The sequence below is a fragment of the Massilia sp. W12 genome (genome assembly GCF_037300705.1).
Lineage (GTDB): Bacteria > Pseudomonadota > Gammaproteobacteria > Burkholderiales > Burkholderiaceae_D > JACPVY01.
Genome location: NZ_CP147776.1, coordinates 2,551,655 through 2,578,239 on the forward strand (window position 1 = coordinate 2,551,655; position 26,585 = coordinate 2,578,239).

General features: G+C 56.3%; 27 protein-coding genes. 7 read left to right on the plus strand and 20 right to left on the minus strand.

Annotated elements, in window-relative coordinates:
- Entirely contained in the window at positions 1–450 is a 450-nt protein-coding gene (gene smpB / locus V8J88_RS10315) for an SsrA-binding protein SmpB (protein WP_338849397.1), read from the plus strand.
- A gap of 66 nt (positions 451–516) precedes the next feature.
- Here the strand turns inward: smpB and V8J88_RS10320 are convergent, their stop codons facing one another.
- From V8J88_RS10320 to ppsA, 3 genes are all read right to left on the minus strand, one after another.
- On the minus strand, positions 517–1,425 hold the full coding sequence (locus tag V8J88_RS10320) for a stomatin-like protein (protein ID WP_338849399.1): 909 nt from the start codon (positions 1,423–1,425) through the stop codon (positions 517–519).
- Between the two features lie 46 nt (positions 1,426–1,471).
- On the minus strand, positions 1,472–1,921 hold the full coding sequence (locus V8J88_RS10325; protein ID WP_338849401.1) for an NfeD family protein: 450 nt from the start codon (positions 1,919–1,921) through the stop codon (positions 1,472–1,474).
- A 122-nt stretch (positions 1,922–2,043) separates the two neighbouring features.
- Entirely contained in the window at positions 2,044–4,452 is a 2,409-nt protein-coding gene (gene ppsA, locus V8J88_RS10330; protein ID WP_338849402.1) for a phosphoenolpyruvate synthase, read from the minus strand.
- 173 nt (positions 4,453–4,625) lie between these two features.
- On the opposite strand from ppsA, the gene V8J88_RS10335 reads away from it, so the two are divergent.
- Positions 4,626–5,465 carry a pyruvate, water dikinase regulatory protein gene (locus tag V8J88_RS10335; RefSeq protein WP_338849404.1) on the plus strand — a complete coding sequence of 280 codons (840 nt, stop codon included), beginning with the start codon at positions 4,626–4,628 and terminating at the stop codon, positions 5,463–5,465.
- Positions 5,466–5,510: 45 nt separating this feature from the next.
- Here the strand turns inward: V8J88_RS10335 and V8J88_RS10340 are convergent, their stop codons facing one another.
- Together V8J88_RS10340 and V8J88_RS10345 are read right to left on the minus strand one after the other, a co-directional pair.
- Entirely contained in the window at positions 5,511–5,699 is a 189-nt protein-coding gene (locus V8J88_RS10340) for a hypothetical protein (protein WP_338849405.1), read from the minus strand.
- Positions 5,700–5,794: 95 nt separating this feature from the next.
- On the minus strand, positions 5,795–5,989 hold the full coding sequence (locus V8J88_RS10345) for a hypothetical protein (protein ID WP_338849406.1): 195 nt from the start codon (positions 5,987–5,989) through the stop codon (positions 5,795–5,797).
- Between the two features lie 560 nt (positions 5,990–6,549).
- Here V8J88_RS10345 and V8J88_RS10350 point away from each other — a divergent pair.
- Positions 6,550–6,765, plus strand: a complete 216-nt coding sequence (locus V8J88_RS10350; protein ID WP_338849407.1) for a hypothetical protein — start codon at positions 6,550–6,552, stop codon at positions 6,763–6,765.
- Positions 6,766–7,093: 328 nt separating this feature from the next.
- Here V8J88_RS10350 and V8J88_RS10355 read toward each other — a convergent pair whose 3' ends face one another.
- The 4 genes from V8J88_RS10355 to V8J88_RS10370 form a co-directional block, all read right to left on the minus strand.
- On the minus strand, positions 7,094–7,822 hold the full coding sequence (locus tag V8J88_RS10355) for an ABC transporter substrate-binding protein (RefSeq protein ID WP_338849408.1): 729 nt from the start codon (positions 7,820–7,822) through the stop codon (positions 7,094–7,096).
- A 106-nt stretch (positions 7,823–7,928) separates the two neighbouring features.
- Positions 7,929–8,945: a ketol-acid reductoisomerase gene (gene ilvC, locus V8J88_RS10360; protein ID WP_338849409.1), complete on the minus strand. Its 1,017-nt coding sequence runs from the start codon at positions 8,943–8,945 to the stop codon at positions 7,929–7,931.
- Between the two features lie 51 nt (positions 8,946–8,996).
- Positions 8,997–9,488: an acetolactate synthase small subunit gene (ilvN, locus tag V8J88_RS10365; RefSeq protein WP_338849411.1), complete on the minus strand. Its 492-nt coding sequence runs from the start codon at positions 9,486–9,488 to the stop codon at positions 8,997–8,999.
- On the minus strand, positions 9,488–11,215 hold the full coding sequence (locus V8J88_RS10370; protein ID WP_338849412.1) for an acetolactate synthase 3 catalytic subunit: 1,728 nt from the start codon (positions 11,213–11,215) through the stop codon (positions 9,488–9,490). The genes ilvN and V8J88_RS10370 overlap by 1 nt, the downstream gene beginning before the upstream one ends.
- A 613-nt stretch (positions 11,216–11,828) precedes the next feature.
- On the opposite strand from V8J88_RS10370, the gene V8J88_RS10375 reads away from it, so the two are divergent.
- The 4 genes from V8J88_RS10375 to V8J88_RS10390 are packed head-to-tail and all read left to right on the plus strand — an operon-like array spanning position 11,829 to position 14,374.
- On the plus strand, positions 11,829–12,395 hold the full coding sequence (locus tag V8J88_RS10375) for an RNA polymerase sigma factor (protein ID WP_338849414.1): 567 nt from the start codon (positions 11,829–11,831) through the stop codon (positions 12,393–12,395).
- Positions 12,392–12,799, plus strand: coding sequence for a DUF3619 family protein (locus tag V8J88_RS10380; RefSeq protein ID WP_338849415.1), 408 nt, complete (start codon positions 12,392–12,394; stop codon positions 12,797–12,799). Before V8J88_RS10375 ends, V8J88_RS10380 begins: the two co-directional genes overlap by 4 nt.
- A 27-nt stretch (positions 12,800–12,826) precedes the next feature.
- Positions 12,827–13,837, plus strand: a complete 1,011-nt coding sequence (locus V8J88_RS10385; RefSeq protein ID WP_338849416.1) for a DUF3106 domain-containing protein — start codon at positions 12,827–12,829, stop codon at positions 13,835–13,837.
- Positions 13,838–13,843: 6 nt separating this feature from the next.
- The gene (locus tag V8J88_RS10390; RefSeq protein WP_338849417.1) at positions 13,844–14,374 is read left to right on the plus strand and encodes an RDD family protein; all 531 of its coding nucleotides are present in this window, start codon (positions 13,844–13,846) and stop codon (positions 14,372–14,374) included.
- 11 nt (positions 14,375–14,385) lie between these two features.
- Here the strand turns inward: V8J88_RS10390 and V8J88_RS10395 are convergent, their stop codons facing one another.
- From V8J88_RS10395 to folC, 11 genes are all read right to left on the minus strand, one after another.
- Complete coding sequence (locus V8J88_RS10395) at positions 14,386–14,736, minus strand: YnfA family protein (protein ID WP_338849418.1); 351 nt, start codon at positions 14,734–14,736, stop codon at positions 14,386–14,388.
- A gap of 2 nt (positions 14,737–14,738) precedes the next feature.
- A complete protein-coding gene (gene ppnN / locus V8J88_RS10400) occupies positions 14,739–16,109 on the minus strand; it encodes a nucleotide 5'-monophosphate nucleosidase PpnN (RefSeq protein ID WP_338849419.1) in 1,371 nt (456 codons plus the stop codon).
- A gap of 37 nt (positions 16,110–16,146) precedes the next feature.
- Positions 16,147–17,121, minus strand: a complete 975-nt coding sequence (locus tag V8J88_RS10405; RefSeq protein WP_338849866.1) for a peptide ABC transporter ATP-binding protein — start codon at positions 17,119–17,121, stop codon at positions 16,147–16,149.
- A complete protein-coding gene (locus V8J88_RS10410) occupies positions 17,121–18,125 on the minus strand; it encodes an oligopeptide/dipeptide ABC transporter ATP-binding protein (RefSeq protein WP_338849420.1) in 1,005 nt (334 codons plus the stop codon). Before V8J88_RS10410 ends, V8J88_RS10405 begins: the two co-directional genes overlap by 1 nt.
- A 13-nt stretch (positions 18,126–18,138) precedes the next feature.
- Positions 18,139–19,047 carry an ABC transporter permease subunit gene (locus V8J88_RS10415; protein ID WP_338849421.1) on the minus strand — a complete coding sequence of 303 codons (909 nt, stop codon included), beginning with the start codon at positions 19,045–19,047 and terminating at the stop codon, positions 18,139–18,141.
- Complete coding sequence (locus tag V8J88_RS10420; protein WP_338849422.1) at positions 19,044–20,054, minus strand: ABC transporter permease subunit; 1,011 nt, start codon at positions 20,052–20,054, stop codon at positions 19,044–19,046. Before V8J88_RS10420 ends, V8J88_RS10415 begins: the two co-directional genes overlap by 4 nt.
- A gap of 69 nt (positions 20,055–20,123) precedes the next feature.
- Positions 20,124–21,731: an ABC transporter substrate-binding protein gene (locus V8J88_RS10425; RefSeq protein WP_338849423.1), complete on the minus strand. Its 1,608-nt coding sequence runs from the start codon at positions 21,729–21,731 to the stop codon at positions 20,124–20,126.
- Positions 21,732–21,994: 263 nt separating this feature from the next.
- On the minus strand, positions 21,995–23,512 hold the full coding sequence (gene purF / locus V8J88_RS10430) for an amidophosphoribosyltransferase (RefSeq protein ID WP_338849425.1): 1,518 nt from the start codon (positions 23,510–23,512) through the stop codon (positions 21,995–21,997).
- Positions 23,513–23,530: 18 nt separating this feature from the next.
- Positions 23,531–24,019 carry a CvpA family protein gene (locus V8J88_RS10435; protein ID WP_338849426.1) on the minus strand — a complete coding sequence of 163 codons (489 nt, stop codon included), beginning with the start codon at positions 24,017–24,019 and terminating at the stop codon, positions 23,531–23,533.
- A gap of 8 nt (positions 24,020–24,027) precedes the next feature.
- Positions 24,028–25,176 carry an SPOR domain-containing protein gene (locus tag V8J88_RS10440; protein WP_338849427.1) on the minus strand — a complete coding sequence of 383 codons (1,149 nt, stop codon included), beginning with the start codon at positions 25,174–25,176 and terminating at the stop codon, positions 24,028–24,030.
- A 24-nt stretch (positions 25,177–25,200) separates the two neighbouring features.
- Positions 25,201–26,565 (minus strand): bifunctional tetrahydrofolate synthase/dihydrofolate synthase, encoded by a 1,365-nt coding sequence (gene folC / locus V8J88_RS10445; RefSeq protein WP_338849428.1) that lies wholly within the window; start codon positions 26,563–26,565, stop codon positions 25,201–25,203.
- Between the last annotated feature and the right edge of the window lie 20 nt (positions 26,566–26,585).

The window sequence follows — 26,585 nt, forward strand, 5'->3', positions numbered from 1 at the left end:
ATGACCATTATTGATAACAGAAAAGCCTTTCACGATTACTTCATCGAAGAAAGGTATGAAGCCGGCCTGGTGTTACAGGGCTGGGAAGTGAAGTCGATCCGCGCCGGGCGGGTGCAGTTAAAAGAAGCGTATGTGATTGTCAACAAGGCTGAAATCTTTTTATTCGGCTGCCATATCAGCCCCTTGAACACGGCCTCCACCCACATTCACCCGGAGCCGGTGCGCACCCGCAAGCTGCTCTTGCATGAGGCGGAAATCTCGAAATTGATCGGCAAGGTTGAGCGCGCCGGCTATACCCTGGTGCCGCTGAATTTGCATTACAAGGGCGGGCGCATCAAGTGCGAAGTCGGCTTGGCCAAGGGCAAAAAGCTGCATGACAAGCGTGAAAGCGAGAAAGAACGCGACAGCAAGCGCGAAGTGGCGCAGGCGATGAAGCAAAACCGGCGCTGAAACATTACCTCGCCACAATAAAAAACGGGGCGCATCGCACCCCGTTTTTTTATGCCATGCGCCCCCTTACTTCTGACTCTTGGCGACTTGCATCGCGGTGGCGATCACGCTGCTGACATCGGTCAGATTGGCCGGCACAATCATGGTGTTATTGGTTTTGGCCAGATTGGCGAAGGCCGCCACGTATTGCTCGGCCACTTTCAAGGCCACGGCCTCGCTGCCGCCTTGCGAACTGATGGCGCGCGCCACCAGATTCAAGGCTTCGGCATTCGCTTGCGCAATCGCGATAATCGCTGCGGCCTGGCCTTGCGCATGATTAATTGCAGCCTGCTTTTCACCTTCTGAGCGGGCAATCGCGGATTCGCGCTCACCGGTTGCGATATTGATTTGCTCTTGCTTGCGGCCTTCAGAGGCGGCGATTAAGGCGCGCTTTTCACGCTCTGCGGTGATTTGCTGCTGCATCGAGTGCAAAATTTCTGCCGGCGGGGTCAGGTCTTTGATTTCATAGCGCAACACCTTGACGCCCCAATTCACCGCCGACTCATCCACCGCCGCCACGACAGCGGAATTGATGTGTTCACGCTCTTCAAAGGTTTTATCCAACTCCATGCGGCCAATCACGGAACGCAAGGTGGTTTGCGCTAATTGCGTAATCGCCAGAATATAATTTGAGGAGCCGTATGAGGCGCGCATCGCGTCTGTCACCTGGAAGTAGAGAATGCCATCCACTTGCAGCTGTGTATTGTCGCGTGTGATACAGACTTGCGGTGGCACATCGAGTGGAATTTCTTTGAGTGAATGCTTGTAGGCGATGCGATCAATGAATGGAATCACAATGTTCAAGCCTGGCCCCAGCGTGCCGTGATAGCGCCCGAGCCGCTCCAGCACCCAGGCATGCTGCTGCGGCACGACCTTGATGGTTTGAATCACAAACACGATTGCGCCCAGCAAAATAACCAAGGCCACGATTTCCATATTTATCCTCCAATGAATTCAGCCCGGCGCAGGCCGGGCCAAAGCGTTATTCCGGAATCACAATCAAACAATTGCCGCGCATTTGCTGAATACGGTAGCGCGCGCCCTCCACCGGCTTGCCTTGCTGCAGCTCGCAATCCCATTCCGCGCCCCGGTAACTGATGCGCGTCACAAAGCGCCCGCCTTCGCAGCGCCAATTCTGCACATGCACGCTTTGCCCCAAATCAAGCGACCAGCTTTCATCCGCATCGTTGCCGCGCCGCGCATGCCAGCCTAAATGGCTGTTATGCAACCAGGCCACGCCGATCACCGCCACCAGCGCCGCCCCCAGCATTTGCACGCTGGGAGGAAAATTGAATGCCGCCAGCACTGCGCCGGCCACCATGCCAAGGGCCAACATCAACAGATAAAAAGTGCCGCTTAATAATTCACAAATCACCAGGAATCCAGCCAGTGCAGCCCAATTGATCCAAGCGCCAACTGCAATACTTTCCATTTCGCCGTCTCCTTCAATTCTCGGCCTCCACAGAGCCAAACTTATACTAGCAGCAAAGGTATAAAACCCGCGTAAAAAAAGCCCCATGCGAACATGGGGCTTGCTGCGTTGTTGCCGTTTTATCAGCGGGCTTTGCCTAATTGCTGCCAGGTTTCCACTACCGTGTCCGGATTAAGCGAAATGGAAGCAATCCCTTCTTCCATCAGCCAGCGTGCGAAATCCGGGTGATCAGACGGGCCTTGACCGCAAATGCCGATGTATTTGCCCTGTGTGCGGCAAGCGGCAATCGCGCGCGACAGCAGTGCGCGCACCGCCGGATCGCGTTCATCAAAATCGGCCGCCAGCAATTCCATGCCGGAGTCACGATCCAGGCCCAAGGTCAGCTGGGTCAGATCATTCGAGCCGATCGAGAAACCGTCAAAGTATTCCAGGAATTGCTCGGCCAGAATGGCGTTGGACGGAATTTCACACATCATGATCAGGCGCAGGCCATTTTCACCACGCACCAAACCATTTTGCGCCAGCAAGTTGACCACTTTTTCAGCCTGTCCCAAGGTCCGGACGAAGGGCACCATGATTTCCACATTGGTCAAGCCCATATCATTGCGCACCCGTTTCATGGCGGCGCATTCCATGGCGAAAGATTCGGCGAAATCCTGCGCCAGATAGCGCGCTGCGCCACGGAAGCCCAGCATTGGATTTTCTTCATCCGGCTCATAGCGCGAGCCGCCGATCAGTTTTTTATATTCATTCGACTTGAAGTCAGACAGGCGCACAATCACCGGCTTGGGCCAGAAAGCGGCGGCGATGGTGGCCACGCCTTCGGTCAGCTTATCGACGTAGAATGCGCGCGGGGAAGCGTGGCCGCGCGCCACCGATTCGACCGCTTTCTTCAGATCAGCATCCACGTTCGGATATTCCAGAATCGCTTTCGGATGCACGCCAATATTGTTGTTGATGATGAATTCCAGACGCGCCAAGCCCACCCCGCCATTCGGGATATTCTGGAAATCAAAGGCCAATTGCGGATTGCCCACATTCATCATGATCTTGACCGGCAATTCCGGCAGCACGCCGCGTTCGACTTCGCTGACTTCGGTTTCCAGCAAGCCGTCGTAAATCCGGCCCTCATCGCCTTCCGCGCAGGACACCGTGACCAGTGCGCCATCGCTTAAGACTTCAGTGGCGTCGCCACATCCCACCACAGCCGGCACACCCAATTCACGCGCAATAATCGCCGCATGGCAAGTGCGACCGCCACGGTTGGTGACAATCGCCGCCGCCCGCTTCATCACCGGCTCCCAGTTCGGGTCGGTCATATCCGCCACCAGCACATCGCCCGGCTGCACGCGCTCCATTTCAGAGGGGTCGTGAATCACACGCACGGGGCCGGCGCCGATTTTCTGGCCGATGGCGCGGCCCGAGACCAGCACTGTGCCGCTACCCTTGAGCTTAAAGCGTTGTTGTGCGTCGCCTTTTTGCTGCGACTTCACCGTTTCCGGGCGCGCCTGCAGAATATAGAGCTTGCCATCGCGGCCATCCTTACCCCATTCGATATCCATCGGGCGGGCGTAATGCTTTTCAATGATCATGGCGTACTTGGCCAGTTCCACCACTTCATCATCATTGAGCGAATAGCGGTTGCGCAACTCCAGCGGCACGTCCACCGTCTTGACGCTGCGACCGGCCTTGGCTTCCTGCGTGAATTCCATCTTGATCAGCTTGGAACCGATATTGCGCCGGATCACCGACGCCTTGCCGGCGGCCAGCATCGGCTTGTGCACATAAAATTCATCCGGATTCACTGCGCCCTGCACCACCGTTTCGCCCAGGCCATAGCTGGACGTGATGAACACCACATCGTTAAAGCCGGATTCCGTATCCAGTGTGAACATCACGCCGGCGGCGCCCAAATCGGAACGCACCATGCGCTGTACGCCGGCGGAAAGCGCGACATCGGCGTGCTTGAAGCCCTTGTGCACACGATAAGAAATGGCGCGGTCGTTGTAGAGAGAGGCGAAGACATGTTTGATGGCTTCGAGGATATGCTCAATGCCAACCACGTTCAGGAATGTTTCCTGCTGGCCGGCGAAGGAGGCGTCTGGCAAATCTTCCGCCGTGGCCGAGGAGCGCACTGCAAAGCTCATTTCTGCGCTGGAGTCAGCCACCAGGGCTTGATAAAACTGGCGGATTTCCTCTTCCAGGCGCGGCTGGAAAGGCGTGTCGATAATCCATTGGCGGATCTCAGCGCCGGCTTGCGCCAGTGCGCGCACATCGTCCACATTCAAATCAGCCAGGCGCTGATCAATCTTTTCGGCGATGCTGGGGCCATCACTGCGATAGGCCAGGAAATCGCGGAAGGCGGCCGCCGTGGTGGCGAAACCGCCCGGCACCCGCACGCCGCTGGCTGCAAGTTGACTGATCATTTCGCCCAAAGAGGCGTTTTTTCCGCCTACGCGCTCGACATCCGTCATTCTGAGCGCATCAAAGGAAGCCACATACGTGCCATCCGTCAGTGCTGCGTTTGTCATGATTACCCTTAGAGTGTGAAAAGAAATCTGTACGCGCAGCGCAGCCCGTGCTTTTTTTCTGGTTTTTATGACAACAGCGGGCTAAATTGCTTCAATGAGCGCCATTTTACAACCTGCAGCGCGGAATTACAGTGCACAATGCAGACTTTGCAAGGCTTCAAGCGGAATTGATCATGAGCACCCCACACCAGACAGGCGCCACGCGCACGGTTTTTTTTGTCTCAGACGGCACCGGGATCACGGCAGAAACCTTTGGTCATGCTGTACTTACCCAGTTTGAGTTACGTTTTCGCGAAATCCGCCTCCCCTTCATCGACAGCATAGACAAAGCGCATGAAGCGGTGCGGCGCATCAATGAGGCGCAGCAGCGTGATGGTTTGCCGCCGCTGTGTTTTTCCACCCTGGTCAAAGCAGAACTGTCGGAAGTGGTGCGCAAATCCAACAGCGTCTATATGGATTTGATCCAGACCTTTGTCGGCCCGCTGGAACAGGAATTGGGCGTCAAGTCCACCCACACGATAGGCCGCTCACACAATATTTCTGACAGCGACGCGTATAAAAACCGCATTGAGGCGATCAATTTTTCGCTGGCGCACGATGATGGCCAGTCGAATAAGAATTTGCAGGAGGCGGATGTGATTCTGGTGGGCGTTTCGCGTTGCGGCAAAACCCCGACCAGCTTGTATCTGGCGATGCAATATGGCATCAAGGCGGCCAATTATCCTTTGGTGCCGGACGACTTTGAGCGCGGCCGCCTGCCATCTGTGCTGCCGCAGTTCAAACACAAGATTTTCGGTTTGTCGATCACGCCCTCGCGACTGTCTGAAATCCGCAATGAGCGCCTGCCCGGCAGCAAATATGCGACCCTGGAAAATTGCCGCTACGAAGTGAATGAGGCGGAAGCCTTGATGAAGCGCGAAGGGATACGCTGGCTTTCCAGCACAGCTAAGTCGATTGAAGAGATTTCCACCACCATCTTGCAAGAAATCAGGATGGATAAGCACCAGTATTGAGCGGAATCAAGCTGACTGCAGCATCTGCAGTCAGCTTGTAAAGCCTTAGGTCTGGCAAAGCGGCAGACTTGGGCAAGTCTGCATGCAGTGATCAAACCACGGGCCTGGCGCCACAATGCTGCAATAGTCGATACAACAGCCGGCATTGTCTTCGGCATGCGCCAGGCTGGCGCCGCTGCCAAAGCCCACTGCGGCCAAGAGCAGACAGGCGGCTAATTTTTTGTGCAAACGCATATTCTCTCCCTCACTTGGATTTTATTGCCAAAATGAAAATCAGCTGGATAAACTGCGCCATATCCAGCTGATAGCGTATCAGTGCCGCCCCAAGATCACTGCAGGCAGCCGCCGCGTTGCAGGCAGTCGCTCATGCAGGCGTTGTAAGCGCTGCCGCCGTTCGGATATGCGTCACGGCAATCCGCTTTGCAGCAATAATATTGTCCCGGCGGATAAGCCCAGGCCAGACTGGCGGAAGCACCCAATGCCAACAGAAACACTGCAACTTTTTTATTCAATTTCACAAACATTTTCATCTCCTTATAAGCGGCTTTGATAGATAAATGGCGCAGCCGCCTTACGCGCCATGTTTCCGAATAAATGCATTCCCGGTTTATTCACTGCACATAATCACCATTCATAGGCGATGGCATTTCCCCTCAAATGAGATCCGGTGACTGATAAAATATCTTGGCGCCACAATAATCTTTCGATGCATCATCAGCATGGCTGCTGGTGGAAGCCTCGCATGCGTTCTTGGCTGTTTACGGGATGACGATGTCAAGACGCAAAAAACGCGAGCGGATACCCCTCATAACAGGCTGTGACGAGGTGAATTAACTATATTCAATCGCTGATCCTCACGCCGTCATTTCCACATGTCTTGAGCGGGAATCCAGCCTTGTGCAATCAGCTTGCTTGACTGTTGATCGATCAAGGCCGTTCAGCTCTTTGACGACAGCTTCTTTCGTGGAAATGGCGATGCAGGGGCTGAATAGTCACCTGCGGCTTAACTCACCTTCAGTATCGATGTCTATTTCAAAGCATGCACAAATAAAGTCAGCATTTGCATTTAGTTCTGCATATTAGCATGCAAAAAAACCTGCAACAGCGTTTTATTCAGGAAAAAGGCGCAAAAAAAACTGCGGTTATTATTTTGATCAAAAAAAGGGAAAGATTATTTCACCCCGAAATGGCGCTAATTCAAGTTCATGAAATGTACACATTCGCAGTTCATAAATGCACTACTTACAAAATAAAAGAAATGCATAACAACAACACTACTGCAAGAAATAATCTTCAATGACATTCTTTTGTATTTTTTCAAACACCTTCCAATCCCAATTTTTATCTACTGCAAAATAAACAGGCGGCGCCACATTGCATCACGCCAGACAATACGTATTTATTCAGCCGCGCAACCTTACATCGTCATTCTTTTGGCGGGAATCCGGTTCTGCGCAAATAAGCGCCGTTTGAACTCCGCACAGCCGATAGATTTCCGCCCTCGGCTAATGGATGTATGAACGGACTCTATGCTGGAATGACGATGCCGCGGCTGCACAGTCACGACAAAAAAGAGAAACCCACATCCTGCACTGACATAAAATACAGATTTGCAATCAAATTACCAACTACCGGTACTTCTTCTCAATCGCCTCCACTGTGCCATCTCTTTCCATTTCCCGCAAAATCGCATTCCATTGCGTGATCTTGTCCTGCGGCATCTTGATATTGCAAGCCAGGTACATGCTGGTGTGCCGGAAATTAAATAAAGGCACAATTTTGCCTTGCAATTGATGACTTTTAATCAGCCAATGACCGGCCAATTCGCCGGTAGCCCAATAATCGAAGCGTTTTGACAACAATTTGCGCAGATTGTCGCTGTCGCTGGCAGCCAGATCGACCTGCAAGCCCTGCAATTTCAAGTATTCGCCAACCGCATCGGTTTGATAACCGCCCATCACATAAGGTTTTAAGTCTTCAAACTTGTGTGGCCGCCGCTTGTCATCGGCGCGCGCAAACACCGTCCAATTGTTTTGCACCAGGGGGCCGACCCATTTGAACAGGGCTTCACGTTCCGGCGTGCGGGTGGTGGAGAACACGCAGCTGTCATCATGCACCAGGGCCAGCTGGTAGGCGCGGGTCCAGGGATACAGATTGATCTGATAACTTTGTTGCGCACGGCGCATCAGTTCGCGCACTTTGTCCACCGACACCCCGCTCAAGACTTCAGCGCCGCTTTTGAGTTCGCGCATATTGAAGGGAGGATATTCTTCTGTGGTCAGCTGCAGCCCGGCTGCGGACTGCGCCCAGAATGCCAAGCCGCCACAGGCGATCAAAAGCCGCCATTGCACTTGCATGCCAGTCTCCGGTTGTCGAAGATAATTTGATTGTAGAAGTCTGTTGCCGCCGCCTCAAGCAAAAACGGCGGCCATCTGGCCGCCGTTTTGATCTCACGCAAAAATATCAGTTGCGCGATTGATCCACCAGCTTGTTTTTGGCGATCCACGGCATCATTGCGCGCAGCTTGGCGCCGACTTGCTCGATTTCATGCTCGGCAGTCAAGCGGCGGCGTGCGGTCAGGGTCGGCGCGCCAGCCTTGTTTTCCAGAATGAAGCTCTTGGCGTATTCACCGGTCTGGATGTCTTTCAGGGCTTGACGCATGGCGTCCTTGGTTTGCGCGGTGACCACTTTCGGCCCGGTCACGTATTCACCATATTCGGCATTGTTGGAGATCGAGTAATTCATATTGGCAATGCCGCCTTCATAAATCAGATCGACGATCAATTTCAGCTCGTGCAGGCATTCAAAGTAAGCCATTTCCGGCGCATAACCGGCTTCCACCAGGGTTTCAAAGCCGGCTTTGATCAGCTCCACCGCGCCGCCGCACAGCACGGCCTGTTCGCCAAACAAATCGGTTTCGGTTTCTTCGCGGAAGGTGGTTTCAATGATGCCGGCGCGCCCGCCGCCATTGGCCATAGCGTAGGACAAGGCGATGTCGCGCGCATGGCCGGATTTGTCTTGATACACCGCCACCAGGTGCGGCACGCCGCCGCCCTGGCTGTAGGTGTTGCGCACGGTATGGCCCGGCGCTTTCGGCGCCACCATGATCACATCCAGATCAGCGCGCGGCGCGACCTGACCGTAATGCACATTGAAACCGTGGGCAAAGGCCAGCACGGCGCCCTGCTTGGCGTGCGGGGCCACGTTTTCCTGATAGACCTGGGCGATGTTTTCATCCGGCAGCAAGATCATGATCACATCCGCTTCGCGCACCGCATCATTGACTTCCGCCACTTTCAGGCCGGCTTTTTCCACCTTGGCCCAGGACGCGCCGCCACGGCGCAGGCCAACAGTGACATTGACGCCGGATTCATGCAGATTTTGCGCATGTGCATGACCTTGCGAACCATAGCCGATGATGGCCACATTTTTGCCCTTGATCAAAGAGAGATCACAATCCTTGTCGTAAAAAACTTTCATTTGTATTCCATTCAAAAATATCTGTTGATGTGCCGTGCGGGTGAGCCTGGCTCACACTTTCAATATGCGTTCGCCGCGTCCGATGCCGGAGCCGCCGGTGCGCACCGTTTCCAAAATCGCGGCGCGGTCGATGGCGTCGATAAAGGCATCCAATTTGCCCTTATTGCCGGTCAGTTCGATGGTGTAGGTTTTTTCGGTGACATCGATGATGCGGCCACGGAAAATGTCGGCGGTGCGCTTCATTTCTTCCCGCTCTTTGCCCACGGCGCGTACTTTGATGAGCATCAGTTCACGTTCAATATGCGCGCCCTCGGTCAAATCCACCACTTTCACCACTTCAATTAAGCGGTTCAAGTGCTTGGTGATTTGCTCGATGATGTCATCTGAGCCGACGGTGACAATCGTCATACGCGACAGGGTGTCGTCCTCAGTCGGGGCCACAGTCAGGGTTTCGATGTTGTAGCCGCGCGCTGAGAACAGCCCCACCACACGCGAGAGCGCGCCGGCTTCGTTTTCCACCAGAATAGAGATGATGTGTCGCATTACAGATCCTCCGAACCGAGCAGCATTTCGGTCAGGCCCTTGCCCGCCTTCACCATGGGCCAGACGTTTTCCGTCTGGTCAGTGATGAAATTCATGAACACCAGACGGTCTTTCATGGCGAAAGCTTCACGCAAAGCGCCTTCGACATCGCCCGGTTTTTCAATATGCATGCCGACATGGCCATAGGCTTCAGCCAGTTTGCAGAAATCCGGCAGGGAATCCATATACGACTCGGCATAACGGCCGCCGTAGTCAATTTGCTGCCATTGCCGCACCATGCCCAGAAAGCGGTTGTTAAGCAGGATGATTTTCGGCGATAAGCGGTATTGCTTACAGGTGGCCAGCTCTTGAATACACATCTGGATTGAACCTTCGCCGGTGATGCAGGCGACGGTTGCGTCCGGATTGGCCAGCTGCACGCCCATGGCGTAAGGCAAGCCGACGCCCATGGTGCCCAGTCCGCCGGAATTGATCCAGCGGCGCGGTTTATCAAAGCCGTAATACTGCGCCGCCCACATCTGGTGCTGGCCGACGTCGGATGTGATGAAGGCGTCGCCCTTGGTCACTTCCCACACTTTTTGCACCACGCTTTGCGGTTTGATCACTTCATCCGAAGGGCTGTAGGCCAGACATTCACGGCTGCGCCACTCTTGAATCTGTTTCCACCAGGCTGACAAAGCGGCCTGATTCGGTTTGCTTTCCGCTGTTTCAAGCTGTGACAGCAATTCCACCAGCACATCTTTGACATTGCCGACAATCGGAATATCGACTTTCACCCGCTTCGAGATGGAAGACGGATCGATGTCAATATGGATGATTTTGCGCGGGTTGCTGGCAAAGTGACGCGGATTGCCGATGACACGGTCATCAAAGCGCGCACCGATTGCGATCAGCACATCGCAATGCTGCATCGCCATATTCGCTTCATATGTGCCGTGCATGCCGGGCATGCCGACAAAATGCGAACTGGAGGCGCGGTAGGCGCCTAAGCCCATCAGCGTGTTGGTGCAGGGAAAGCCGAGCTTGTCCACCAGGCGGTTGAGTTCGCCTGAGGCATTCGCCAAAATCACCCCGCCGCCGGTGTAAATCATGGGGCGTTCCGCTGACAGCAGTAATTGCACCGCTTTGCGGATCTGGCCGGCGTGGCCTTTATCGACCGGACGGTAAGAGCGCATTTCGATTTCCTTGGGATAATCGAAGGCGCATTTATGCATCGTGATGTCTTTGGGAATATCCACTAACACCGGGCCGGGACGGCCTGTTTTGGCGATATAAAACGCTTTTTTCAAGGTCAGCGCCAGGTCGCGCACATCTTTGACCAGGAAGTTATGCTTGACGCAGGGCCGTGTGATGCCCACTGTGTCGCATTCCTGAAAAGCGTCCTGGCCAATCGCATGGCTGGGCACCTGGCCGGAAATCACCACCATCGGAATCGAATCCATATAGGCGGTGGACAAGCCGGTGACGGCATTGGTGACGCCGGGGCCGGAGGTGACAATCGCCACGCCGACCTTTTGCGAGCTGCGCGAGTAGGCGTCAGCCGCATGCACGGCAGCCTGCTCATGCCGCACCAGAATGTGGCGGAATTTGTTTTGTTTGAAGATTGCGTCGTAGATATACAGTACGGCGCCGCCGGGGTAGCCAAAGACGTGCTCAACGCCCTCTTCGGCCAGACAACGCACGACGATTTCCGCGCCCGTTGCCTCGGCATTTGTGTCAAGACTCATTTGTCAGTCCTTTCAAGGTCCATAGGAGATTGATCGGATGCCCTTCCCGGCGAGTGGAGTGTGCCAGCGAGTCTGTCGGCGTCCCTTGGTATGGTTCCCCCTGTCAGTGTTGCACGCAACTGTCGTGCGCCGCCAAAGACATTCAGTTCCGGTTCGTTTCACCGCATCATCAACAGGCAACTGCCAACTCTCGCGCTTGTGACGCGGGTCAAGGCAAAAATGCTCAATATATGAAAAAGCGGGGTCGGATGGCCTGCAACTTTGTGTGCGGCAGACAACCAGACCATGGGGCTTCAAGGATATGAAGCATGACCACGTTACCGCGCCGCAGCATCCCGGTCAAGTCAAATTTGCTGTTTCATGCAAATTCTTTCCAGCACTGTGCAGGCAAGCTCATGCAAAATGCCGCATTTTGCACAGCAGCAAGATGAGCCGGGGGATGGCCCCTGCGCGCACCCGCAGCGCGGCTCACGCTTCGCGCAATCTTGTTGTCCTGCTATGTAATTCACTCTATCGCCAAAGCTTGCAGGTATAATGCGCGGCGGCGCGTCTGGGCGCGCCCGTATTCCTTTTGAACCTTACAGAACACTGCACACTCAAAGCAGTGCATTGCATGGCAACTGATAAAGAACTTTCCGACTTCCTCGAAAGCGTTGAGCGGCGCGCCTTTAAACAGGCGGTGTATGCGGTGCGGCGCGATGAGGCTGCGTTTGACATTGTGCAGGATGCAATGATCAAGCTGGCCGAGAAGTATGGCGACAAACCGGCACAGGAGTTGCCGCTGCTGTTCCAGCGTATTTTGCAAAACACGATTCTGGATTTTTTCCGCCGTGAAAAAGTGCGCAATACCTGGGTCAGCCTGTTTTCCAGCATGGGCGGCGGCGACGAGCATGAAGAGTTCGACGTGCTGGAAACAATTGAAGCCGAGGAAGGCAGTCAGGCCGCCGAATCTGCGGCTGACCATGTGGAAAGAATGCAGGTGTTGGCAATGATTGAGCAGGAAGTGCAAAAACTGCCAGCGCGTCAACGCGAAGCCTTTCTCATGCGTTACTGGCAAGATATGGATTTAGCGGAAACAGCAGCAGCGATGGGCTGCTCAGAGGGCAGTGTGAAAACGCACTGCTCACGCGCCACGCATACGCTGGCGCAAGCGCTGAAAGCGAAAGGAATACATTTATGAACACGCAACAGGAATTCAATGCCGTACTGCGCGTGCGGCAAGCCCTCAATGACGGGCTGGAAGCCATGCCGCAAGCCAAACTCGACCGCTTAGCCCAAGCGCGCCGCGCTGCGCTGGCCCGCAAAAAACCCGATTCCCCTCTTACAATCACGGTGCGCCGCCAAGCGCTGGCGGGCGGCGTGCAATCCGCATTTGACGATTCCATCAGCTGGCTGCGCCGCATGGGTCTGGCGCTGCCGCTGGTGGCCCTGGCGCTCGGTCTGACCGTTCTGTGGCAAGTCGAAGAGCAGCAACATATTTCCGAAATCGCAGAAATCGACGCTGAAGTGCTGGCAGACGAATTGCCGCCTTCCGCTTATCTCGATCACGGTTTTAACGCCTATCTGGCCAAACGTGGAGAATAAGCCATAGTGCCTTTATTCCTGGATTCGATGAAATCTGCTTGTTTGCTTGCGCGCACCAGCCGGGTTTGTCTGCAGACCCTGCTCTGCGCCCTGCCCTTGATGAGCATGGCGCAAAGTGCGGCGCCCAGCCCTGCCGCCAGTACGCCGACGCCCGCCGTTCCTGCCGCCATGCCGGCGGCGTCCGCATCTCTGCCCCCAACTCCCGGCCTGCTGGCCAGTCCTGTCGCCAGCCCCAGCCCCAGCCCGATACCCGCCGGCGCTGCAGCCAAGCCCGGCGCAACGCCAGCCAAGCCGGCCATGCCGCAGAAAAGCCGGCAAGCCACACAACCACCGGCGCCCGGCCCTGCCCTGCTCAATCCGCCGCCGTTAAAACCCGCACCAACGCCGAAAACCACGCCAAAGCCGGCCAAAGCCGCCGCCAGCGTCGCATCCGCCGTGCTGGCCGTGAAAAACCTGCGTTGGCAGGAATTGAGTCCATTGCAAAAGCAAGCCTTGGCCCCACTCGCCGCAGAATGGGACAAGATGGAAGAAACGCGCAAAGGCAAGTGGCTGGAAGTGGCGCAGATCTATCCTTCCAAAAAGCCGGAAGAGCAGGCCCGGATTCAGCAGCGCATGCGCGAGTGGGTTAAATTAAGCCCGGAACAACGCAGAATCGCGCGTGAAAATTATGCCCGCGCGAAAAAAATCGCGTCCCAGAACAAGAGCGAGCAATGGCAGCAATATCAGCAATTGCCGGAAGAGCAAAAGAAAAAGCTGGTGCAAGAAACCAGGCCGGCGGCGAAGCGCCTGACCAATCTGCCTGAGCCGAATCACAAGCCGCAGTCGGAAGTGCCGGTGAAAAAATCGCTGGATAAAGCCCGGCTTGCGCCGAAAAAAGTCAGCCCGACGCCAACGCCAGGCGCGGCAGCGACTGCGCCGCCGCTCTCGCCCACCCCGGTTCCGCTCGCCACCGCGCCCTTGACTGCGCCGCCAGCGCCACCGCTTGCGGCGACGGCAAGCCCGACCGCAGCGCCCGCAGCCACCCCTCCTGCCAAATAATCGGATATGAGCACTGTAACTCCCACCCTGCCGGCGCCAAGTTTGCGCCGGCGCTTGATGTGCATGGTGTATGAAAGTTTTCTATTGCTGGCGGTGATTTTTGTCGCTGCCGCGCTATTCGATATTCTCACCAACAGCCGGCATGCTTTATTGCACCGGCACGCGCGTGAAGCCTGGCTGTTTCTGGTGATCGGCGCGTATTTCATCGTGTTTTGGCGCAAAGGCGGGCAAACGCTGGCGATGCAAACCTGGCGTATCAAATTGACGGATCAATATGGCCAGCCGCCGCGCTTGCTGCAGTTAGTGCTGCGCTATGTTTTATGCTGGATGTGGTTTATGCCGGCGTTTTTGCTGGGACAATTGTTCCCGGCCCCTTTGCTGCCTACTTTATGGCTGCTGCCTGCCGGTTTTTTGCTGTGGGGATGTCTGGCGTTTTTGGATAAAGAGCGCCGCTTCATGCACGACAGACTGGCCGGCACGCGCCTGCTCTTGATGCCGTCGATCAAAGCGGGCGCGACAATCGAAGAACAGTCTTGACTTGCACTTGATCAGGATTGCGCTGGTTGCAGCGCAATCAATGCCATGCCCAGCAAGGCAATCATGGCCCCGGCCACATCCCACTTGCTCAACAACACCCCATCCACCCAGCGCAGCCAAAGCAAGGCCACGCCGATATACACCCCGCCATAGGCCGCATACACGCGCGCGGCGGCATTCGGATGCAAGCTCAGCAACCAGGCAAAGGCTGCCAGCGCCAGCGCGGCGGGAAACAGCAGCAACGCAGACTTGCCCTGTTTGCAGACCAGCCAAGTGAGATAGCAGCCGGCAATTTCAGCCAAAGCGCTCAGCCCGAACAGGCCCAGCGTTTTGGCGAAATGCCAGCAGGCTTGCAGCGTCACAATTATTTGACGACGCGATAACAGGGTTGATACGCCTTGCCCGGCAATTTCATGCGGTGCTGTTTGACAAAGGAAGTCAGTAAAGCATCCATATGCTCCATCAACTCACTGTCGCCATGGATTTCAAAGATGCCGTGCCGCTCGATCTCTGCAATCCCGTCCGCTTTCACATTCCCCGCCACCACGCCGGAGAAGGCGCGGCGCAGATTGGCGGCCAATTGGTGGCTTTCCTGGTTTTTATGCAAACGCAGGCTGCGCATATTGGCGTGATTTGGAATAAAGGGGCGCTGGAATTCCGGATCGATTTTCAAACGCCAGTTGAAATAATAAGCATCGCCAATGCTCTTGCGGTATTCGCGCACGACTTTGATGCCTTCCACCATTTCCACGGCCACGGCTTCAGGATCATTGATGATGATTTTGTAGCGCGCCTGTGCTGCCGGCCCCAGCGTGGCGCCGATAAAGGCGTGAATTTGCTCGAAATACGCGCGGCTGTCCTCCGGCCCGGTAAACAGCAGCGGGAATGGCATATCGGCGTTTTCGGGATGCAGCAAAATGCCCAGGATATACAAAATCTCTTCTGCTGTGCCGGCCCCGCCGGGGAACACGATGATGCCATGCCCTAAGCGGACAAAACCTTCCAGCCGTTTTTCAATGTCCGGCATGATCACCAGATCATTCACAATCGGATTGGGCGATTCGGCGGCGATGATGCCAGGCTCAGACAAACCGATATAACGCCCGCCCTGCAAGCGCTGCTTGGCGTGACCGATGGTGGCGCCTTTCATCGGCCCTTTCATCGCGCCAGGGCCGCAGCCGGTGCAAATATCCAAACCGCGCAAACCTAACTGATAGCCGACTTTCTTGGTGTAGTTGTATTCATCACGGCTGATCGAATGCCCGCCCCAGCACACCACCAGATTCGGGTTAAGCATAGGCTTGAGCAGATTCGCATTGCGCAAGATATGAAACACCGCATCGGTAATGCCTTCTGTGGTGTTCAAATCAAAGCGGTGATTGTCATTGATCTGGTCGCTGACATAGATGATGTCGCGCAATACGGCGAATAAATGCTCGTGAATCCCCTTGATCATCTTGCCTTCGACAAAGGCCAGCGCCGGCGCGCCTTTCAGATCGAGTTTGATGCCGCGTTCGCGCTGCAAAATCGAAACCTGAAAACCGGCATAGCGTTCCAGCAACTCGCGGCCATCGTCGATTGTGCTGCCGCAGTTCAAGACCGCCAGCGCGCAGTTACGGAAAATCGTATATAAACCGCTCTGACTGGTGTCGAGCAATTTATTGACTTCGGCTTTGGACAAGACTTCAAGCTGGCCTTCGGGCGCAATCAGCGCATCCATCACTGCGTTTTCCATAATTCCTGTCCTGTCAGAATGCGCCTTGCCGGCGCTATTAAGCGATTTCAGCAATCCGATGGCATGCCACCTTGCGCCCCTCAAACGTTTGCAATGCCGGGGCCTGCGCGCGGCAGACCTCAGTGGCATGCGGGCAACGTGAACTGAAGGCGCACCCCGGCGGCGGCCGCAAGGGCGATGGCAATTCCCCTTTCAGGATAATCTTTTGTTGGCGTTGTGTCGGATCAATTCGCGGCGTACTGGCTAACAGCGCCCGTGTATAGGGATGCAAGGGGCGCTGGAACACTTCCTCCTTGCTGCCATGCTCGACCGCCTTGCCCAGATACATCACCAGCACATCATTGGCGATGTGTTCAACCACCGCCAGATTATGCGAAATGAAGAGGTAGGCCACGCCGCGCTGCTCTTGCAAATCCATCAAGAGATTCAAGACCTGTGCCTGGATCGAGACGTCGAGCGCGGAGACCGGTTCATCGGCCACAATCACGCGCGGATCAGTCATCAGGGCGCGCGCAATCGCCACACGCTGACGCTGACCGCCGGAGAACATATGCGGATAGCGTGCATAAAATTCGGGGCGCAAACCAACTTGATGCATCATGGCCAGCGCTTTTTCGCGCCGCTCCGGTTTGGATAAACTGGTGTTGATGTACAGCGGTTCTTCCAGCATATCGCCGATTTTCTTACGCGGATTCAAGCTGGCGTAAGGATTTTGAAACACCATTTGCACCATTGGCCGCAAACGCTTTAATTCTGCGCTGCTGGCGTGGGCAATATCAGCGCCGTCCATCCACAATTGGCCCGAAGTCGGCTTTTCAATCATCGTGATCTGGCGAGCCAGGGTCGATTTGCCGCAACCGGACTCGCCCACCACCGCCAGCGTGCGGCCAGCCACCAGTTGAAAAGATATCCCATCCAGCGCACGCGCGGTGGCTTTGGGCTTGAACATGCCTTGCGCCACGCTGTAGTGACGCGCCAGGTCTTTGGCTTCCATTAACACATTATCTTGCATCATGCCGCTCCCATCTGTTGCACCGGCTGGCCACTTTCATTCAAGGGGAAATGGCAGCGCACACTCACACCCTCTTTGCCGGTGAGCTGCGTCAATGCAGGACGGCTGTCGCGGCAACTCTGCTGAGCGTAACGGCAACGCGGATTGAGCAGGCAGCCGCCAGGGCGGTCAAACGCGCCCGGCACCACGCCTGGAATGGTTTGCAGGCGTGCGGCGCCCAGATTGTGTTCCGGCAAGGCCGCCAGCAACGCCTGGGTATAGGGATGGCGCGGGGTATTGAAAATTTCCGGCACACGCCCGGTTTCCAAGACTTGCCCGGCATACATCACCACCACCCGGTGCGCGGTTTGCGCCACCACGCTCAAGTCGTGGGTGATCAGCATCAGCGCCATATTGGTTTCTTTTTGCAATTGCAACAGCAATTCCAGCATTTGCGCCTGTACTGTCACGTCGAGCGCCGTAGTCGGTTCATCCGCAATCAGGAGTTTGGGATTGCAGGCGATTGCAATCGCCACCATCACGCGCTGACTCATACCGCCGGAGAGTTGATGCGGATAAGCGTCGAGCCGGCGTTCGGCGTCGGGGATATCCACTTTTTTCAACAATTCCAGGGCGCGCGCGCGCAGCGCTTTTTTGCTGCCGCCTTCATGCACGCGCAGGGTTTCGATCAATTGATCTGCAATCGTGAAACAAGGATTGAGACTCGTCATCGGGTCTTGGAAAATCATCGCGATATCCTTGCCCAGCATGGCGCGCCGCTCTTTATCCTTCATCGTCAGCAAATCGCGGCCATTAAAACGCATGCGCTGCGCCGCCACTCTGCCGGGGAAGTCAATCAAGCCCATCAGGGCCAGCGAGGTAACGCTTTTGCCTGAACCGGATTCACCCACGATGCCGACCACTTCGCCCGGTGCAATCTGCAAATCCAGATTGTCCACGGCGGTGAAAGGTTTGGCTTGCGAGCCGAATTCGACCCGCAGTTTTTCAATTTCCAACAATGCCATCTTTGTCTCCGCTTCAGCGCTTTAACTTCGGGTCCAGCGCATCGCGCAAGCCGTCGCCCATTAAATTGATCGCCAGCACCGAGATCAAAATCGCCAGGCCGGGGAAAGTCACCACCCACCAGGCGCTTTGAATGAATTCCAGCGCGGAAGCCAGCATGGCGCCCCATTCCGGTGTCGGCGGCTGTGCGCCCATGCCCAAAAAGCCCAGTGCGGCAGCATCTAAAATCGCGGCGGAAAAGCCCAGCGTGGCTTGCACGATCAGCGGCGCGGAGCAGTTCGGCAGCACGCAATTGAACATCAAGCGCAGCGTGCCGGCGCCGGCGATGCGCGAGGCGTTGACATAGTCGCGCGAAAGTTCGGCAATCACCGCTGCGCGCGTCAAGCGCACATAATGCGGCATCATCACAATCGCAATCGCATACATGGTGTTGGCCAGACCCGGCCCTAAAATCGCCACCACCGCCACCGCCAGCAACAAACTGGGCAGGGCCAGCATTACGTCCATCAAACGCAAAATAGCGATTTCCGTGACGCCACGGTAAAAGCCGGCCACCAGGCCCAGCACGATGCCGACCGAGACCGAAAGCGAAACCGAGACAAAGCCGATGAACAGGGACAAACGGGCGCCGTGAATCAAGCGCGACAGGATATCGCGCCCGACCGGATCGGTGCCGAGCAGAAATTCGCGGCTGCCGCCTTCCACCCAGGCCGGCGGGCGCAAGGTGGCATCACGATATTGTTCAATCGGCGAATGTGGCGCCAGCACGTCGGCAAACACTGCCAACAACACCAGCAAAGTAACCACCGCCAAACCAATGATGGCGCCACGGTTCTGGCTGAAGTAACTCCAGAATTCGCGCAGCGGATGCGGTGGCGCGGGAACAGGCGCTGCCGCCTGGGAATTGTCGATTTGCGTACTCATGAGTGATGCCGGATACGAGGATTGATAATGCCGTACAGGATGTCAACCACCAGATTGACCACAATGATCAAGGTGGCGGAAAGCAAAATGCCGCCCTGCACTACCGGATAATCGCGCCGGTGAATCGCCTCCACCAGCCATTTCCCCACGCCCGGCCAGGAGAAAATAGTTTCCGTCAAAATCGCGCCGGCCAGCAGGGTGCCGACTTGCAAGCCGATAATCGTCACCACCGGAATCAAGGCGTTGCGCAGCGCATGCACCCACACCACGCGGGCGCGCGAAAGGCCTTTGGCGCGCGCGGTGCGCACATAGTCTTCGCGCAACACTTCCAGCATGGCCGAGCGTGTCATGCGCGCAATCACCGCCAGCGGGATGGTGCCCAGCGCGATGGTGGGCAGAATCAAATGCGACAAGGCCGATTTGAACGCGCCTTCCTGGTCAGAGCGCCAGGCGTCAATCAACATCAAGCCGGTTTGCGGCGGGATGTCGTACAAAATCGAGATGCGGCCTGACACCGGCGTCCAGCCCAGCGTCACGGAAAACAGCAGAATCAACAGTAAAGCCCACCAGAAAATCGGCATCGAATAGCCGGTCAGCGAGACCCCCATCACGGAATAATCCCAGAAGGTATTGCGTTTCAAGGCGGCCAGAATACCCGCCGGCAAACCGATCAAAAGCGCGAAGGTGATCGCACACAATGACAGTTCCAGGGTGGCTGGAAACAGTTTCAAAAACTCTTTCATCACCGGCTCATGGGTGGAGATCGAGTTGCCAAGATCGCCGCGCGCCACTTTGCCGATGTAATTCAGATATTGCTGATACATGGGTTGATCCAGGCCAAACTCATGCATCAAGCGGGCATAGCGTTCCGGGTCCATACCGCGCTCGCCGGATAACGCTTCAACCGCGTTGCCCGGAATCATATGGATCAGTGCGAACACCATTAAGGTAATGCCGATAAATGTCGGGATCACCACCCCGATCCGGCGTAACAAAAAAACAAACATACGGACTGTCCCGTTTCTCGCAGAAAAAACAGCGGCGCGCCAAAACGGCGCGCCGCAGCCAGGATACGATTATTTCAAATCGACTTGGTGGAAGTAGTGGTGGGCGGTGGAGTCCATCTTGAAGCCGACCACATTTTTACGCACCGGGGTGAAACGCACCGAGTGGGCGATTGTGATCCAGGGCGCTTCTTCTTTCGCCACTTCCTGCGCTTTTTCATACAGACGGGTGCGCTCAGCCTGCTTCGGCGTCTTGGCCGCTTTGGTGATCAGATCATCAAATTCTTTATGACACCAGCGCGCATAGTTGCCGCCGCCTTTCACCGCGTCGCAACCCAGCAGGGTGGCGAGGAAGTTATCCGGATCGCCATTGTCGCCCGACCAGCCGCTCATCGCGACTTGATGTTCGCCCTTCTTGGCGCGCTTGAGGTACTCGCCCCATTCATAGGTCACCAGCTTGGTTTTCACGCCGATCTTGGCCCAGTCAGCCTGGATCAGCTCAGCCATGCGCTTGCCGTCCGGATTGTGCGGACGGGTCACCGGCAGATACCACAGTTCGACTTCCAAGCCGTTCGGATAGCCGGCTTTGGCCAGCAATTCCTTGGCCTTGGCGATGTCCAGCGGATAGTCTTTGACCTTGTCGTTATACGACCACATGGTGGGCGGAATCGGGTTCTTGGCGGCTTGGCCTGCGCCCTGATACACCGCTTTCAAAATGCTTTGCTTGTCCACTGCCATATTCAAGGCTTGGCGCACCAGCTTGTTGTCAAACGGTTTTTTCTCGGTATTGAAAGCGATATAGCCGACATTCATGCCCTGTTGCGTTTGCAGCACGATGTTCGGATCTTTTTTCATTTGCTCCAGATCAGCCGGCTTGGGCAGAGCCATCACATGGCATTCGCCGGCCTTGAGCTTGGCGTAACGCACAGAGGCGTCGGTGCCGATTGCGTAAATCAGATTGTCGATCTTTGGCCGGCCTGCCCAGTGCTGGTCAAACGCCTTGTAGCGGATCACCGCATCTTTTTGATACGAGACAAATTGGAAGGGGCCAGTGCCGACCGGTTCGCGGTCGATCACTTCAGGGGTGCCGGCGGCTTTCATTTTCTCAGCGTATTCCGCCGACAGAATCGAGGCGAAATCCATTGCCATATTGGCGATGAAAGGGGCATTCGGTTGTTTTAAGACAAAACGCACGGTGTAATCGTCCACTTTTTCAAGCCGCTCGACGATCGTGTTCATGCCCATGTCTTCAAAATAGGCATAGGTGGTGCCGGGGGTGGTCTTACCCAGCGGATGCTTGGGGTCAGCCATGCGATTGTAGGAAAACAGCACGTCATCGGCATTGAAATCGCGGCTGGGCTTGAATTTGGCGGTGCTGTGGAATTTCACGCCTTTGCGCAGCTTGAAGGTGTAGGTTTTGCCGTCTTCGGATTCGCTCCAGGATTCCGCCAAACCAGGCACAACCTTGGTGGTGCCCAATTCAAACTGCACCAGACGGTTATACATCGGCACTGAGGAGGCGTCAGCATTGGTGCCGGAGGTGTAATACTGCGGATTGAAACCTTCCGGGCTGCCTTCCGAGCAGTACACCAGGGTCTTGGCGGCTTGTGCTTGTGCCGGGGCGGCAAAGGCGCAAGCAATGGCCAGCAGGCCGGTCTTGATCATCAGTGCTGTTTTCATGGTTTGCGGATTCCTTGTGGTTGCTTTATCTCTTGTTGCTTGTCTTGCCAAAGGGGGAGTGTCGCCTGGCGCAGGGAAATCAGCGCGCGCCAGGTGACAAACCCGGTATTCTGGCGCAAAAACTTGGCTTTGGGGCAAAATTTCCCCACTTGGTTGCGAAAATTTGGGTTTGGTTTCCTGCCTGTGCAAATTTCCTGATTTTGTTCAGTCTTTTTTGCACAGGCAAGAATTTTCAGCGGCGCTTTGATTGGAAGTGCAATCGCTTATTCATTGCCATTGCGGTTCAGATTCAGCTGCGAGCGGGCCGCATCTTCCAGTTGCGGCGGCGGATTTTTGCGCGCCACTTCCAGCCGGTCCAGATATTCGCGCGTCACATCGCCGGTGACATACGAGCCATCAAAGCAAGAGGTGTCAAAACGGGTAATCGCCGGATTGACGCTGGAAATCGAACGCTTCAACGCTTCGATATCCTGATACACCAGCGCGTCAGCGGTGATTTCCGCTGCGATCTCAACTTCAGTGCGGCCATGCGCAATCAATTCGCCACGGGTCGGCATATCGATCCCGTACACATTCGGGTAGCGCACCGGCGGCGCGGCAGAGGCGATGATCACGCGGCGTGCGCCGGCTTCGCGCGCCATTTGCACGATCTCTCGGCTGGTGGTGCCGCGCACCACCGAATCATCCACCAGCAACACGCTCTTGCCCTTGAATTCCGAGCTGATGGTGTTGAGTTTCTGACGCACCGATTTTCTGCGAATCGCCTGTCCCGGCATCAGGAAAGTGCGGCCAATGTAGCGGTTTTTGATCAGCCCTTCGCGATAATCCAGATTCAATTCCTGCGCCAATTGCATGGCCGAGGGACGGGAAGAATCCGGAATCGGCATCACCACATCAATTTCCCCGGCGCGCAAATCCTGCTTCACCTTGTGCGCCAGAAATTCACCCATTTTCAAGCGCGTGGCGTACACCGAAGCGCCATCCAGCACGGAATCGGGACGCGCGAAATACACATATTCAAAGGCGCAGGGGTTCAGGCTGGGGTTTTCCGCACATTGCTGGGAATACAGCTTGCCCTCATTTGAAATAAACACCGCTTCGCCCGGCTGCACATCGCGCAGGAAACGGAAACCGGCCCCATCCAGCGCCACCGATTCACTCGCCACCATATATTCAATGCTGTGCTCGGTTTCCAGAATGCCCAGGCACAGGGGACGGATGCCAAGCGGGTCGCGGAAGGCCAGCAAGCCCATGCCGGCGATTTGCGCCACCGCCGCATACGCGCCTTTGACGCGCTGATGCAAAATACTGACCGCCTTGAACAGGGCCGCAGGGTCAGGCGTGTAGCCGCTGGTGGCTTGCTGGATTTCGTGCGCCAGCACATTCAACAAGACTTCCGAATCAGAATCGGTGTTGATGTGGCGGCGGTCGATTTTGAACATCTCGCGCTTTAACTGCTCCCAGTTGGTCAGATTGCCGTTATGCGCCAAGGTGATGCCAAATGGCGCATTCACGTAAAACGGCTGCGCTTCTTCTTCTGACGGCGTGCCGGCAGTGGGATAGCGCACATGGCCAATGCCGGATGTGCCAAGCAGGGAGCGCATATTGCGGGTGCGGAAGACATCGCGCACCAGACCATTCGCCTTGTGCATGGCAAAGGCATTGCCATGATTGGTGGCGATGCCCGCAGCGTCCTGCCCGCGATGCTGCAGCAACAAGAGCGCGTCATAGATGAGTTGATTGACTGGATTATGTGAAACTACACCGACTATGCCACACATGGTGGACTCCTCAACAAATTAAAATCGGACATGGCGCGTCAAATCGCCGGGTAAAAATGGCAGCATCACGAGCGCGGCGGATTCCGCCAGCGGACTCAAGGTCGCATTTTTCCAAAAATCCTGTTTCGGAACCGCAGTCATGCCAAACAGAATGACTGCCGTCAACACAATCAGTACACCACGGGTCGCACCGAAAAACATGCCCAGAAACCGGTCTGCCGGTTTCATGCCACCCGCTTCAATCATCGACTCCACCGCCAGGCCCAGCAGCCAGGCCAGCAGACGCACGCTGATAAATAAAATCACAAACGCCGCAATCAGCCGCAAAATCGCGCCTGGAATCATGTCCGGCAGCATCTCCGCAAAGCCGGCGGCAAAGGCGTTGGCCAGCACAAAGGCCGCCACCCAGCCGCACACCGAAATCACTTCCTTGGCCAAACCGCGCATGACGCTGATGACGACCGAACAAATCATGATAAACAACACCAGATAATCGAAGATCGTCATGCCAGCCATCATTGCGCCACATCCACCCGTTTCGCATCCAGCCCCAGCGCGCGCAGCTTGGCGCGCATACGGTCGGCCTCCTCCTGGCTGGTGAAAGGCCCAACCCGGATACGGCTGGTTTCACCATTCGCAGTCTGCACTTTTTGCACGCTGCTGCGAATCCCTGCCCCGCTGAGTTTTTGCTGCAACTCAGCAACTTTTTCGGCTGAATTCAAGGCCGCCACTTGCAGCAAGTGGCGTTGTTTGGATTCCGGCTTGGCTGCGGCTTCCGCCTTCGGCGCAGCTTCTTCGCGCCCTTCCAGAATCGCCATCGCGCGCGCCGCCTCATCATCGCGCGCGGCTTTTTTGGCGGGTTTTTCCAGCGCTTTCTCAGGCGCTTTTTCGGCAGTTTTTTCCGGCGCTTTTTCGTGCTGCGCTTTTTCCGCGTGTTTGTCCTGGCTCTGCGCTTTCTCATGCCCTTTTTCAGGCGCTTTGTCGCTGGCCTTATCGTGTGCTTTGTCGTGCGGCTTGTCGGCAGCCGGCTTGTCAATGCGCGCCTTGTCAGTGCTTTTCTCGGTATGTTTTTCCTGCGTCTTGTCGCGAGCAGGCGTCTTTTCTTCCGGTTTGGGCTTGCGCATCGCCGCCGGATCGACTATTTCCTCATCCGCATCCAGGCTTTCGCCTGCTTTTACCGTTTTGGGCGGGGTTTTGAGCGGCGCCGTGGCCGGGGGCGGACTGGCTGCCGCCAGCTGCGGCCCGGTTGCAGCAGGCAAAGCGGAACTGGCGCTGGCGACTGCGGCGGCGGAGCCGGCAGCCGCCGCAGCGGATGAGGCAGCAGAGGATGAAGCTGCAGCGGGCGCGGCAGCGGCGCTCTCTTTATCGCGGGAAGGAATCTGGATCGCCACATCTGACGCCAGCGGTTTGGGTTCGGATTTGAGCACCATGGGCAAAACCACCACCACCGCCAAAACCAGGGCGATGGCGCCGATCAAGCGCCGGCGCGCACGTTTTTTTTCCGGCAACACCGGATCAAAGGCATCGCCATCGCGGCTGGCGCTGTTGGCGCGGCGACGGCCGGCATCGCGCTTGAAGCTGGCCGAATCTTCCTCCGCGCGTGAGTGGAAATCGCGCTGCTCTTGCTTGGCTTCTTGCCTGGCAAACAGTGATAACAAGCCCATGCTGTCGATACTCTCGGATAGTGTTCAGGCAGGGGGTGACCGGCGCGCCGCCATGACGGCGCCTACGGTCAGGAATGACCCAAAGACCACTATTCTATCATTCTCCCCTGCCCGTTCACACGCTGTGCGCCAGGCGGATACGGCATTCTCATGCCGGATCACGGCAGAATCCGGCAGTTGCTCCGGCAGCGCGGCGGCGGACAGCTCCGGGGCCGCGCAACCGGTTTGGCGCAAATGCGCCAATAAATCCTGCGTGCCGGCGGCGCGCGCATAGTCCAGCGGGGTCAGATGCCAGTAATCGACGCGTCCTTGCATCTGTTTGAAAATGCCGGCGATGTCTTTATCGGCCATCGCCCCGAACACCGCATGGGTGAAGCGGAAAAAGCCCATTTGATCCATGCTGTGCGCCAATGTGGCGGCGGCATGCGGATTGTGCGCCACATCCAGCACCACTACCGGACGTCCTGGCAAAACCTGGAAACGGCCAGCCAGCTCAACCATGGCCAGGCCATTGCGCACGTCCTGCGCGCCCAAAGGCAGACGGGTGCGCAATGCCTCCAAAGCCGCCAATGCGGCGCAGGCGTTGAATAATTGATTGGCGCCGCGCAAGCCGGGATAGGCCAGGCTGTTGCGGCGCAAGCTGCGCCCGGCGTAATTCCACTGCAGCTTATCGCCGTTGTAATTGAAGTCGCGCCCGAACAGCCATAAATCGGCCCCGATCGCCTGGGCATGCTCGATCAGGCTTTGCGGCGGTTGCGGATCGCTGCAAATCGCGGTGCGCGCGGCGCGGAAAATGCCGGCTTTCTCAAAACCGATCAATTCGCGCGTATCGCCCAGATAAGCGGTGTGATCAATATCAATCGAGGTGACGATGGAGACATCAGCGTCCACCACATTCACCGCATCCAGGCGCCCGCCCAGGCCGACTTCCAAAATCACCGCATCCAGTTCTGCGCGCGCCAAAATCCACAGAATGGCCAGGGTGGTGAATTCAAAATACGATAAAAACACCTCGCCGCGCGCCGCTTCCACTGCCAAAAACGCCTGGCGCATGGTTTCATCATCAACTTGCTGCGCATTGATGCGGCAACGTTCGGTGAATTCGAGGAAGTGCGGCTTGATATACAAGCCGGTGCGGTAGCCGCCCTGTCGCAAAATCGATTCCAGCATGGCGCAGGTTGATCCCTTGCCATTGGTGCCGGCCACCATCAACACCGGGCAGGCGAACTGCACGCCCAATTTCGCGTACACCGCCGCCACGCGCGTTAAACCAAGCTCGATTTTGCTTTCAGGATGGCGCGCCTCCAAAATCTGCAGACATTGCGCCAGGCTGGCGTCGGCGGGAATGCGGCTGGATGCGGGGCTGTTGGGCAGACTGTCTTGGCTCATGCTCATGTTCTTGCGTAAAA